Origin of the sequence: Psychrobacillus sp. FSL W7-1457 (assembly GCF_038593405.1) — a bacterium.
Lineage (GTDB): Bacteria > Bacillota > Bacilli > Bacillales_A > Planococcaceae > Psychrobacillus.
This window is the reverse complement of record NZ_CP151993.1, coordinates 1,228,502-1,241,962: the sequence shown is the minus strand read 5'-3', so window position 1 is coordinate 1,241,962 and position 13,461 is coordinate 1,228,502. Positions and strand designations below refer to the sequence as shown.

The 13,461-nt window shown below is 36.8% G+C and carries 11 protein-coding genes; 2 read left to right on the top strand and 9 right to left on the bottom strand.

Annotated elements, in window-relative coordinates; translation table 11 throughout:
* Window positions 1–8 precede the first annotated feature (8 nt).
* The 6 genes from ctaG to cyoE form a co-directional block, all read right to left on the bottom strand.
* Window positions 9–920: a cytochrome c oxidase assembly factor CtaG gene (gene ctaG, locus NSQ95_RS05770; protein ID WP_340884346.1), complete on the bottom strand. Its 912-nt coding sequence runs from the start codon at window positions 918–920 to the stop codon at window positions 9–11.
* 375 nt (window positions 921–1,295) lie between these two features.
* Window positions 1,296–1,631: a cytochrome c oxidase subunit IVB gene (ctaF, locus tag NSQ95_RS05765; RefSeq protein ID WP_169358950.1), complete on the bottom strand. Its 336-nt coding sequence runs from the start codon at window positions 1,629–1,631 to the stop codon at window positions 1,296–1,298.
* Complete coding sequence (locus NSQ95_RS05760) at window positions 1,631–2,257, bottom strand: cytochrome c oxidase subunit 3 (protein ID WP_340884349.1); 627 nt, start codon at window positions 2,255–2,257, stop codon at window positions 1,631–1,633. The genes ctaF and NSQ95_RS05760 overlap by 1 nt, the downstream gene beginning before the upstream one ends.
* A gap of 1 nt (window position 2,258) precedes the next feature.
* Window positions 2,259–4,121, bottom strand: a complete 1,863-nt coding sequence (locus NSQ95_RS05755; RefSeq protein WP_340884352.1) for a cytochrome c oxidase subunit I — start codon at window positions 4,119–4,121, stop codon at window positions 2,259–2,261.
* A gap of 33 nt (window positions 4,122–4,154) precedes the next feature.
* Entirely contained in the window at window positions 4,155–5,240 is a 1,086-nt protein-coding gene (gene coxB / locus NSQ95_RS05750) for a cytochrome c oxidase subunit II (protein WP_340884354.1), read from the bottom strand.
* A 97-nt stretch (window positions 5,241–5,337) separates the two neighbouring features.
* Window positions 5,338–6,261, bottom strand: a complete 924-nt coding sequence (gene cyoE / locus NSQ95_RS05745) for a heme o synthase (RefSeq protein ID WP_342560465.1) — start codon at window positions 6,259–6,261, stop codon at window positions 5,338–5,340.
* Between the two features lie 324 nt (window positions 6,262–6,585).
* Here cyoE and NSQ95_RS05740 point away from each other — a divergent pair, with 324 nt between their 5' ends.
* Window positions 6,586–7,497, top strand: coding sequence for a heme A synthase (locus NSQ95_RS05740; RefSeq protein WP_340884360.1), 912 nt, complete (start codon window positions 6,586–6,588; stop codon window positions 7,495–7,497).
* A 314-nt stretch (window positions 7,498–7,811) separates the two neighbouring features.
* Here NSQ95_RS05740 and pyc read toward each other — a convergent pair whose 3' ends face one another.
* The 3 genes from pyc to NSQ95_RS05725 all read right to left on the bottom strand — a co-directional run bounded on the left by pyc (window position 7,812) and on the right by NSQ95_RS05725 (window position 12,776).
* A complete protein-coding gene (pyc, locus tag NSQ95_RS05735) occupies window positions 7,812–11,249 on the bottom strand; it encodes a pyruvate carboxylase (RefSeq protein WP_342560464.1) in 3,438 nt (1,145 codons plus the stop codon).
* Window positions 11,250–11,264: 15 nt separating this feature from the next.
* Window positions 11,265–12,431, bottom strand: a complete 1,167-nt coding sequence (locus tag NSQ95_RS05730) for an FtsW/RodA/SpoVE family cell cycle protein (protein ID WP_342560463.1) — start codon at window positions 12,429–12,431, stop codon at window positions 11,265–11,267.
* 63 nt (window positions 12,432–12,494) lie between these two features.
* Entirely contained in the window at window positions 12,495–12,776 is a 282-nt protein-coding gene (locus NSQ95_RS05725) for a YlaN family protein (RefSeq protein WP_169358943.1), read from the bottom strand.
* A gap of 178 nt (window positions 12,777–12,954) precedes the next feature.
* On the opposite strand from NSQ95_RS05725, the gene NSQ95_RS05720 reads away from it, so the two are divergent.
* Window positions 12,955–13,452 carry a peptidyl-prolyl cis-trans isomerase gene (locus NSQ95_RS05720; protein ID WP_342560462.1) on the top strand — a complete coding sequence of 166 codons (498 nt, stop codon included), beginning with the start codon at window positions 12,955–12,957 and terminating at the stop codon, window positions 13,450–13,452.
* Window positions 13,453–13,461 lie beyond the last annotated feature (9 nt).

Here is a 13,461-nt window from a genome sequence, read left to right as displayed (position 1 = left end):
TATAAAAATTATAGTTTAGCTTGTACCTTTAAGTCGTCTAATGCTTTTTGAGTTATTTGATCTGCATTATCCTGCTCATTTTTATACCATGCAAAGAATATGGAGAATAAGAATGCAGCGTATATAATCTCTTGAATAATTTTCATTACTATTCCACCAAGCTGTTGATCCTCTAGTGGATCTAAGTTAGAGAATAATTCAGGACCAGATAAGTTTAGACCAGCTAACGTATCTGTAGGTACACATAGCTCCATGTTCTTTAACCAAACGTCTGAATCTGTATACGTGTCATACATTGGGTTATTTGAGAAAATAATCAATGCACAGGCCGGGGTGATCAAGATAGCACTTGCAACGATAAAACCAATTTTCTTTAGTCCATGAAGTCTCTTTTCTGACTCCATAACATCAACTATAGACCACCACATAAACACTGCTGTTAAGAATAGCACTAAAGTATAAGTACCATGAAGAACCTCGTTCATCTTAATAGCATCAAACACCAAAGGAATATGATATAACGAGAATGTCATAGTAAACAATACTAGTGACAACAGCGGCTTAGTAAAGAAAGGAATAACCTTTCTTAGTACTGGTAACTCAATGACCACTTTCCATACCCACCATGGAATTCCTTTCATAAGTAAAGGTGGTACTAGTAATAACAGAAGTGCCATCTGAACCATATGGAATGTAAACATGATATGTGCCATCAAATCCATTGGAGAGCCTTTTACAATATATAAAAGAACTAAACCAGAAATAAAATATATTGCTTCTTTTCTTTTTAGTGGCTCGGAAACTTTAAAGTCATTTCTCCATTTGACAGTAATCAAGAAATATAAAATAGCTATACAAACTAATAATCCTAAAAGAATAGGACTCCATAAAGCTTGGAAGCCGAATATGCTAATAGACATACCTATACGCTCCTTTTTAAGTTGCTACCCCTATTATATAGGGCAGTTCAATTAACATCAAATGAACGAACTATGACAATTATTACTATTATAAAATTTGTGACAGACTGTCACACATTGATCTGGATAAAAAGGCGATTATAATGAATTCAAATTTCATGAATCCCTCTCTGCCGGTTAATCGCACGATCAGTTCTAATAATGATTCAGAGGCAGGCGTTGCCTCCATTGGTGCAGATAATATATCATAACGTGCACATGTGAAAGGTATCCCAGAAGTTGAGTTGAGTTCGGATTTATACATTAAAACAGGAATCATGAAATTATTTTATCTAAAAAAAAAAGAGCTAAGAAAAATCTTAGCTCTTTTTAGTATTACCACCAAACGATTGTTATGAAAGTAAGTAGGAATGTAAAACCAACCATTGCTGCAAAATAGATGAAATAAGCAGGAATGTTATGATTTTTTTCACTCATATGCATGAAGTAGTAAAGTTGTAACACTACTTGAACTGCCGCTAACAATAAAATGATTGGGATAATGTAGTATTTTGAGAAATCTGCTACTACTGCTGTAAATGAAATTAACGTCAAGAAAATCATGATAGAGAATGTCGTTACTTGTGTACGCATATTCTCTCTTCTTTTTCGCTTCAAATATTCAAATTCAGTTTGAGATCTAACGTAAACATGATTGTCATGTGAAGACATTAGTTCACCACTCCCATCAAGTATACTACTGTAAAGATGAATACCCACACAACGTCAATAAAGTGCCAGTATAAAGATGCAGTATAATATTTTGGTGCATTGTATAAGTTGAATCCACGTTTAGCATTACGTAGAAGTAATAAGATGATCCATCCTAATCCAATAACTACGTGAAGACCGTGAGTACCAACTAACGTAAAGAATGCAGTTGAGAAAGCACTTTGTCCATAATGGAATCCTAAATGTACATAGTGATTGAACTCATAAATTTCTAATCCTAGGAAAACTAGACCTAAAAATACAGTAATAGCCATCCAAGTTTGTGTACCGCGGAAATTATGGTTTTTCATATGGTACATAGCATAAACACTTGTTAAAGATGAAGTTAACAGAATCATTGTCATGATAAAAACTAGAGGTAATTCAAATAACGTATTTGTACTGAATTCCATACCCTCTGGCCCTTTATTTTTAAGGGCTAAATAAGTAGCAAACAAACTAGAAAATAGTACAGTTTCACCGGCTAAGAACAACCAGAAACCTAAGAATTTATTCTTACCTTCCATTGTTGCTTGTTCTGGATGATCTGGCCAAGTTTGTGGGGTGTACTTTTTATTCACGTCCATCTTATTTACCCCCTTTGTCATTCATTAAATCTTCTTTATGAATGTGATATCCATGGTCGTCTTTCAATGAACGAACAGCCATAGAAGCAACTGTAATTGCAAGTCCTAGTACTAATACTGGAACAGCCCAATCTTTTTCGCCATTGTAAAGTGCACCGAACGCTGCGATAAATAAACCTAATGTCATTACGAAAGGAATGAAAGAATTGTTAGGCATATGGATATCCGAAATTGGCTCTGCATATGTCATACCTTCTTTATTTCCTTCTTGTTTTTCAATCCAGAAAGTATCTAAACCACGAACAAGTGGAGTTTGCTTAAAGTTGTAGAATGGAATTGGTTGTGGAATAGCCCACTCCAATGTACGTCCATCTTCCCAAGGGTCATTTCCAACTTTTTCATTTTTAACAATTGTTATAACAATATTAACTACTAGGATAATTACACCGATTGCCATAAATACGGCACCACCGGAACTGATCGCGTTGAATAAGTCCCAACCTTGATCTGCTCCAAAAGTGAATACACGACGTGGCATACCCATTAATCCTAAGAAATGCTGAACAAAGAATGTTAGATGGAAACCAATAAAGAAGAACCAGAAAGTCCATTTACCTAATTTTTCACTTAACATTTGGTTGAACATTAAAGGCCAATATAAATGTAATGCAGCTAAGATAGCAAGTACTACCCCACCAACGATTACATAATGGAAATGGGCAACGATAAAGTAAGAATCATGTACTTGGTAGTCAAGTGGAGCCGCAGCTTGCATGACACCAGTTACACCACCTGCTACGAATGAAGGGATGAATCCTAATGCGTAAAGCATCGGAACTGTAACTTTAATACTTCCTCCCCAAATTGTAAGCAGCCAGTTAAATATTTTCATACCAGTTGGTACAGCAATTGCCATTGTTGCAACTGCAAAAATTGCGTTAGCTGTTGGCCCTAATCCAACTGTAAACATGTGATGGGCCCAAACCATGAATCCTAAGAATCCGATCAATACTGTCGCAAATACCATGGATGAATATCCAAATAGACGTTTACGAGCAAATAATGAGAAGATTTCTGAGAAAATACCGAAAGCAGGTAAAATCAGAATATATACCTCAGGATGTCCAAATATCCAGAATAAATGCTCCCAGATAATTGTATTTCCTCCCATTTCATGATTGAAGAATTGCCCTCCAAACATACGGTCAATGATTAGGAAGAAAAGACCGATTGTAAGTGGTGGGAATGCAAATAAAATTAAGGCACTTGCTACAAATGTAGTCCAAGTGAACAATGGCATACGCATATACGTCATACCAGGTGCACGCATATTAATAATCGTTACAAGGAAGTTAATCCCAGCAATATACGTACCAGCACCGGATATTTGAAGTCCGAGTGCATAGAAGTCAATACCATGACCAGGGGATGCTAAGGACAGCGATGCATAAGAAGTCCAACCAGCATCAGGAGCTCCTCCCATGAACCAAGAAAGGTTTAGGAAGATACCACCAAATAAGAATAACCAAAAACCAAGTGCGTTTAAGAATGGGAATGCTACGTCACGCGCACCAATTTGAAGTGGCACAACGGCATTCATATAACCAAATAATATCGGCATGGCTGCAAGGAAAATCATCGTCGTACCATGCATTGTTATAATTTCATTGAAAAGACCTGCACTTACAAAGTCATTATCCGGTTTAGCCAATTGAATACGGATAAGCATTGCCTCTATACCACCGATTACGAAAAACAAACCACCGGCAGCGAGATACAGGACAGCAATCTTTTTATGGTCTACTGTTGTTAAATAGTCCCATAAAGTTGCGCCAAAGCCTTTTTTCTTAGCTATAGAACTCACAACTTTTTACCTCCCTCATTTTTATCTATGGAATTATTTTTCAATAGATAGTCCCATTAAGTATTCTGCAAGAGCATCTAACTGCTCGTCTGTAAATGGTTCACCGCCATTTAATTGTTCTGGTTGTGGCATTATATTGCCTGGTTTGTACTCTTGAGGATCCTTGATCCAATTTTTCACGTTTTCTTTCGTGTGATCCATGAAGCCTGCAACACGGTTACGATCTCCAAAAGTAGCTAAGCTTGGACCCATTTGACCAGACATACCTTCACCGCCAGTTGCGTGACATCCGATACAGCTTGCGGATTGGAATAGTTCCTCCCCTTGTTTAGCAAGATCCCCTTCTGCAGTATGTACAGTGGTTTTCATTGCTTCTGCCCACTCATTGAAATCTTCACGATTCATTGATTTTACTTTAAAGTCCATTAATGCATGAGATGGTCCACATAACTCGGCACATTTACCGTAGAATACGCCATCTTCTAAGCCGGCAGATTCTTTATCGAAAACTAAGTAGAATTTATTTACGTTTTCAACGTTTGTATCTAATTTACCACCGATTGATGGAATCCAGAATGAGTGTTTAACATCAGCAGCCTTCAAATTGAAGAATACTTGCTCATCTGTAGGAACTACTAATTCTTGTGCAGTTACGATTCCTAAGTCCGGATACTCAAATTCCCACCAGTATAACTTTGCAGTTACATTTACTGTTAGGTTTGTTTTGTTTCCTTCTTCATCCACTTGATCCATAGCAGCAACATCTGCGTGCTTATAAGTGTAATAAACTGTTGGAATTGCAAGAATAACTAAAAGTATAATTGGAATAACTGTCCAAATAATTTCAAGTGTGTGACTTCCTTCAACCTGTTTAGGAATCACATCTTCTCCAACCTTTTTGCGACTATATCTCGTTAGAGCAATTACATAAATTATCACTACTACTATAATAACTAATGCCATAATAGCTGATGCTAGTAGTAATAGATTAAATTGATCTCTTCCGACTTCTCCCGCAGGTGATAGCGTTGATAAATATTCTTCGCCACAACCCGACAGAAATATCGTAAGAGCTGCTAACAGTGAAAAAAGTCGCCATTTTTTAAGCCCTTTCATCATAGCTAAATCAAACCCCTCTTTCATTATTGTTTTCAAGTACATTTGGACTGTGGTTCTTTTATATGAATTCTTGTTGACTAAGAAAGAATCCCAAAAATTAAACAAACATAGAGAAGATAATCATTGATACAAATAGAATTGTCATATAGTTCAATGAATAAACGAACATTTTAGTCGCCCATTTAATATCGTCTTCTACTTTAAATCCTTTAACAGCTAAAACTAGCCATCCAATGTTTAACGCTGTTGCAAGTACAACAAAAGCTGTTCCTAGTTCCATCAAAAATAGTGGAAGTGGGAATAATAAAATTACCCACAGTAGCATAGAAACCGTTGTACGCTTGAAACCTTTGACTACAGGTAGCATTGGAATATTAGCTGCTCGGTATTCTTCCACACGTTTCATAGCCAAAGCGTAGAAATGAGGTGGTTGCCAAGCAAACATAATGAAGAACAAGCCTAATGCTCCTAAACTTAAACCTGGCTCTACAGCCGCCCAGCCGATTACCGGTGGGATTGCACCAGAGATACTACCCACAATAGTATTACTGACATGCTTTCTTTTCGACCACATAGAGTACAAAACGACATAACTGATTATACCAGCTAATCCCCATATACCCGCGGAAGTAGATGCCATAAATAAGAAGACCTCACCTACAACTAAAAACGTGAAAGAAGTAATGAGCACGGCTGTCGGGTTAAATCTACCTGTGACAGTTGGTCTACCCTTCTTACTCTTCATCACTGGGTCGATATCACGATCGATAAAATTGTTCATCGCAGCGGAACCTGCAATTATTAACGCGGAACCAAAAAGCGTGAAAAACAATAAATCTAGCTCGTGAAGAAAGTTTGTATTCGTAAACTGGAAAGCTAACCATAAACCTGTAAAAGTAGTAACTAAATTAGAATTGACAATTCCAATTTTAATCAATGAAAGGAAGTCTTTCAAAAAAGATGAAGTTACAGGATCTCTCTCCGTTTCAGTAGTAGCGGTTATAGTATGACCATTTGACATGCTGCACCCTCCTTTCAAAGTTGTAAGCATATTCCGCTATCTAATACTATAGCGAAAACTATAACATATTTCTACACCGAATAGAATTTTCGCATAATAGTACTAGTAATTTATGTTTCTAAACTGAACATATCAATAGTAAATCATTTGCCCCCCTTATGTGTGAATACTAATTAACGATTTTATGAACAATTTGTGAATAGAGTTTGTCTTATTTAAGTGTTTCGTTGTTTTACATTGTATTTTTGCTCAGGTTTCGATATTATCTAGTAGCAGATACCGCTTTTATTAAGCGAGCAATAGATACATAAAGTAGGTGACGTATTGCATATAAACAAATATTTAAAATGGCTAGCTGTAGCTTCAACAATTGGTATGCTCCTAATTCTTTTAGGTGGCGCACTTGTTACAAAGACTGACAGCGGCATGGGTTGTGGTAGACATTGGCCTGGCTGTAATGGACAGCTTATACCAGATGTAATTACCGCTGAAGTTTTAATTGAGTTTTCACATCGCCTAGTAACAGGGGCAGTTGGAATATTAATTGTAGCATTATCCGTATGGGCTTGGCGCGCATTGGGTCATGTTCGTGAGACTAAGTTCTTATCCTTTATGGCTTTCTTTTTCCTTGTGTTGCAAGCATTAATCGGAGCCGCTCAAGTTAAATGGGGACAGGGCGACTTTATCCTCGCACTTCATTTTGGGATTTCCCTAATTTCGTTTGCAGCAGTATTACTTTTGACACTTCTAATTTTCGAGGTAGATAGAAAATTTGATACTGATAAGATTAAAATCGGTAAGACACTGAGATTCCATACCATTGGCGTAGCCTTATATTCCTACATTGTTATATACACGGGGGCATTAGTTCGTCATACCGAGTCAAGTTTAATCTGTAATGACTGGCCACTATGTAACAATGATAGCTTTGCCTTACCAACCAATCTGTATGAATGGGTTCAAATGGGGCACAGAGCAGCTGCCGGTTTAATCTTTATTTGGATTTTAATCATTGCTATTCATGTCATCAAGAATTATAAGGATCAACGAGCAATCTACTGGGGCTGGATTATTTCCCTCATACTTGTGTCCTGCCAAGTAGTTACAGGTATGGTTGTAGTATTAACGAAATTAAATCTTTATATCGCCTTACTACATTCTTTATTTATTTCTCTTTTATTTGGTTTGTTATGTTATCTCATATTATTGTTATCGAGAAGTAAAACAAGTAACTAGAAATACAGAAGTAAAATAGACTTAGCAATAAGATTCTTCTTTTCTTTTAAAAAAACGTAAGCAGACTAGTATCCTTCTAGCATGCTTACGTTTTATTTTTTTCATAGGTCAACTCAATAAAGACATAATCTGGACTGAGAATCCAATGGCTTACCAGCTTGCTTAATACCCTATATAAGATTCGCTCGCATCGGATAATCAACTTTAACTCCTTAAAAAAAGAGACTGTAGGCAAACTCCATAATTCACAGTGTTTGCCTACAGTCTTAGATATCATAAATTTTACCTTTGATACCTTCGAGCTATTTTACTTATTATTTTTCCATTTCAATTAATAAATCACCGGTTGCAATTGCTTCTCCTGCTCCTACATGGATAGCTTTTACAATACCATCAAATGGTGCTTGGACGGTCGTCTCCATTTTCATTGCTTCTGTAATAATTAGATGCTGACCGCGTCTTACTTGGTCACCCGTAGCAACCTCTACTTTCAAAACAGTTCCTGGCATAGTAGCGCCAATGTGGCTTTCATTGGACGGTTCAGCTTTAAGCTTAGAAAAACTACTAACTTCCATGTTCATATCCTGGATTGTTATTTCCCGTGGCTGGCCGTTGAGCTCGAAATAGATAATTCTATTTCCTTCTTTGTCTGATTTACTAATCGAAACTAGTTTAATGATCAAGGTTTTACCAACTTCTATTTCTACCTCAATCTCCTCACCCAGTCTCATTCCATACAAGAAAGTAGGCGTATCAAGAACCGAAACGTCACCGAAGTTTTTCTCAGTTGCACAGTACTCATCAAACACTTTTGGATATAAAGTATAAGCTAGTATTTCCTGACTATTTACTGGACGCTCTAATTTGTTGAATAGAAGCTCTTTAACCGCATTAAAGTCTACTGGCTCTAATAGTTCACCTGGTCTCACTGTAATAGGTTCACGATCCTTTAAAACCACTTTTTGAAGCTCTTCAGGGAAACCACCATGTGGTTGTCCGATATATCCTTCAAAAAATTCGATAACAGAGTCTGGGAAGTCAATTTTCTTCCCTCTCGTTACGACGGATAGCTCATCTAGATTATTTTGAACCATAAATAAAGCCATGTCTCCAACAATTTTAGACGAAGGCGTAACCTTTACGATGTCTCCAAATAAAAGATTCACTCGTGAATACATCGATTTTACTTCTTCCCATCTATCTCCTAGTCCTACAGCCTTCGCTTGCTGCTGAAGATTGCTATACTGACCTCCAGGCATCTCATGGACATATATTTCAGAATGTGGGCTAATCATGCCACTTTCAAAGTCTTGATAATATTTACGAACATCTTCCCAGTAACTAGAAAGTTTTTCAAATGCTTCGACGTTACCAATAACATTGCGACCAGATCCCTGCATTGCATAGCTTAAGCTACTAGCACTAGGCTGTGATGTTAACCCAGCCATTGTTCCAAGAGCTGTATCTACAATATCTACCCCAGCATCAATTGCTTTGGCATAAGTATAAATACCATTTCCACTTGTATCATGTGTATGTAGATGGATTGGAATATCTACGCTTTCTTTTAATTCTGACACTAAACGATAGGCTGCTTCCGGTTTTAATAATCCTGCCATATCCTTTATCGCTAAAATATGAGCCCCTAAAGCCTCTAACTCTTTAGCCATGTCTTTATAGTATTGAACAGTATATTTGTCTCTAGAATCATTTAAAATGTCTCCAGTGTAACAAATAGCTGCCTCTGCAATCTTACCAGATTGACGCGTAGCATCAATCGCTACTTCCATTCCTTTTATCCAGTTAAGGCTATCAAATATTCGGAATACGTCTACTCCTGCTTCAGCAGATTTTGCTATAAATTCCCGGATCACATTATCAGGATAGTTTTTATAGCCTACTGCATTTGCTCCTCGGAATAGCATTTGAAATAAAGTGTTTGGTATCATTTCACGCATTTTGATCAAGCGGTCCCAAGGATTTTCCTTCAAGAAGCGATAAGCTACATCAAACGTTGCTCCTCCCCACATTTCGTAGGAGAAAAGATTATGCATACCATGTGCGGATTCTTTGGCAATATTAAACATATCGAAAGAGCGCACTCGAGTTGCAAGTAAAGACTGGTGGGCGTCTCGGAATGTCGTATCTGTCAATAGAACATCCTTCTGCTCCTTTACCCACTGAATCAGACCATCAACGCCTCGCTGCTCTAAAATATCTTTTGTTCCCGCTGGTGGATTAGAAGAGAAATCGAAACTTGGCTTTCTAACAGAACCGAACTCTGGTTTAATCTTTTTCTCTATACCTGGAAACCCATTAATCGTTACATTACCAATGTAATTTAATAGTTTAGTCCCTCTATCCTTTCTTTTAGGAAACAGGAACAATTCAGGTGTAGAATCTATGAAACTTGTATTAAATTTCCCTGACAGGAACGAAGGGTGTTTAACCACATTTTCTAGGAATGGTATGTTTGTTTTAATACCACGGATCCTGAATTCTTGTAAATTCCGATCCATTTTAGCTGCTGCTTCTTTAAATGACATTCCCCATGTGGAAACTTTTACTAGCAAAGAATCATAATAAGGAGAAATAATCGCACCTTGGAAGCCATTACCTGCATCTAGACGGACCCCAAATCCTCCACCTGAACGATAAACGGCTAATTTACCTGTATCTGGCATAAAGTTATTCAAAGGATCCTCAGTAGTTACACGCGATTGAATTGCAAAGCCAAATAACGGAATGTCAGCTTGGTTAGGTATACCCATTTCAGGAGCATTTAAAGGGATCCCATCTGCTATTTTTATTTGAGCATGAACAATATCTATTCCCGTAATCATTTCTGTAATCGTATGTTCTACCTGGATGCGTGGGTTTACTTCGATAAAATAATATTCATCATCCGTCACTAAAAATTCTACAGTTCCTGCATTTATATAACCTACATTATTCATCAATTTTACAGCTGCCTGACATATTTCATCTCTTAACTTAGGACTTAATGAATTGGAAGGAGCAATCTCTACAACCTTTTGATGTCTACGTTGGATAGAACAATCTCGCTCGTATAGATGGATTAGGTTTCCTTCTTTATCTCCTAAAATTTGCACCTCAATATGCTTTGGCTCATATACACACTTTTCTACGTAAACCTCATCAGAGCCAAAAGCCGCTTTTGCTTCTGATTTTGCTCTATCGTAAGCGCTCTCAAGATCTTCCTCAGTTTGTACTACTCGCATTCCACGACCACCACCACCAAGAGAAGCTTTAATCATTAGTGGGTAGCCATGCTTTTTACCAAAATCACGAATGGATTCCAAGTTTTCTAGTGGTCCATCACTTCCCGGTATAACAGGAATTCCAGCTTTTACAGCTTGTTCACGTGCCTTTACCTTATCTCCAAACATATCTAAATGCTTAGATGTTGGACCAATAAAAATAATGCCTTCTTCTTCACATCTTTTAGCGAACTCTACGTTTTCTGATAGAAAACCATAGCCTGGATGTATAGCATCGGCCTTACTTTCTTTTGCAATGCGAATAATATCTTCAATGTCTAGATAAGCATCAATAGGTTTTTTATCTTTACCCACCAAGTAAGACTCATCTGATTTAAAGCGGTGGAAGGAACCGCTATCTTCTTTTGAATAAATAGCTACGGTACGCAAATTTAACTCGGTACATGCACGAAATATACGAATAGCAATCTCGCCTCTATTTGCTACTACTATTTTTTTAATATTATTCATCCCATTGCACACTCCTTATGATTTAGTCTTTTCAAGTTTAACAAACATTGACACATTCATCAGTATACCAATGGCAGCAGATAAGATAATGATGGAGGTCCCCCCGTAACTTATAAAAGGAAGTGGTACACCAGTAAGCGGGATTATTCCAAGCATACCGCCAAGGTTGACAAATGTTTGAAACCCTATGATGCTTGCGATTCCAGCAGCTATCATTCTAGCCTGAGGATCTCTAGTTTTTATACTAATCATTATCGCCTTAAACACTAGGAAGAACAAACCGCATAACACAATCAGAACACCTACCAAGCCTAACTCCTCAGCAATAATGGCCATGATAAAATCTGTATGTGGCTCTGGTAAATATCCGTACTTTTGATTAGAATTTCCTAAACCCAAGCCTGTAAGACCACCTGACCCAATAGCAATATATCCATTTACTATTTGGTATCCAAAGCCCTGTTCATAATCAAAAGGATTGAAAAATGCTTCAAGTCTACCTAACCTGCGTTCTGTAAGAAGAGAGTCCTTTAAGAAATATATAAAAGTTAAGGCAATAACTATTAGTATACCGATTAATCCTATCAATTTGGAGTATGATTTGAATTTAATGCCACTTGCGGCAATAACTGAAATGGCTACAAAACTTATAATCATTGTATTACCCACATCAGTTTCAAGCATAATGAGAACAAACACAAAAGTTAAAACTAACAAAGGCGGACCTACAGACTCATTTAGCTTGTCTAGCGTGCCATTTTGATATTTTTTCGTAAAGATACTAGCAAAGTATAAGACTATTACAATTTTAGCAATTTCTGATGGCTGTACATTACCAAAACCTAAACTCAGCCAACTTTGGGATCCACTTTCTCCCCCTACTCCAATGAAATGAACGAGAATGAGGAGGATAAACATTACGCCAAGCATCAACTGCATCATAAATCGACTCTTATAATGCTTGTACGGAAACAACGCAGCTAAAAAAAACACAGGCAAAGATAATAACAAATTAAGCTTTTGCTTGTTGAAGAAATAATCTGGGGTCCATCCATATCTTTCAACGGACCAAACCATGCTCGCACTATATATCATTACTAGACCGAATAAACAAAGAGCGATGTAAACAAAAAAAACAGGATAGTCAAAGTTTTTAATAAAACGTTTTATATAAGCATTCATATGAAAGACCTCAATTTCTTTATAGAAAAAAACTCAAACAGTCTGCTTGTTTGAGTTTTAACATTATTTTTCTGTGTGGATCTCGTGTAAAACAGACAACTCTTTTTCCAGTGAAGCAATAATCTCTTTGCCTTCACTTTTTTCTAAAAGTCCAAGTTTTACCGCGAAATCTATTTCACGAGATAATCCAAACATTTGCGTGTCTAAAACCTCTTCATAAAGAGGGCATTGAGGCATTGTTAAGTTATCCATTTGCACTTTTATCAATTGGGCAATTTTTTCAGCATCTTTTTTTAAGAGCACTAAAGCTTTATCTTGATAGGAAAGTTCTATATTAGTATCCATGAGGACGCCCCCATTATTATTATTTCTTGTTCTTTACCTCCCTAAAGTGTATCTTTTGATCGGAAAAATTGCAAGTGTTCTCTCGCTTAGGTTTAATCGAAAAGGAAATATTCTTTTTAAATTTCACCTTTTATCTGTATACTAATATAGATTAGACAGTTAAGAGGAGGCAATTTGCATGGAATTTATAATACCTATTACAGGAGCAGTTAAATTTAATATAACGCTTGATCCCACTGTGTGGATTTTTGATGATCGTAGAATTGACCTAGATGAGTTTTTTGAAGGAAAATATGAGTATAAAGATTTAGACGAGGAATACACAAAGGTCACTTCCGCTCATTGGTCTCGTGAGATTATAGAGGGATCTACAAATCCCCCTACATTAAAATCAGAAAAGAAGTATGAAAAGACTAAAATGCTTTCTAACACTTATGGCATTGAGTTAAAACCGTTTATTCAAAATGCTGAACCATTAAATGAGGCAAAGCACCTAATAATTGAAACAAGCGAAGGAAATCATACTATCTCCTTAGATGAAATAGATGATATTCTAGTTAAATTTAGTCACAAGGGCAAGCCTCTTCGTGAAGATGGTCCCGTCCATATTATAAAAAAAGATGGCACGAACCTGAATGATCCGATTAGATACGTAACTGCATTTCGATTAGAGTAGGAGTGTTGT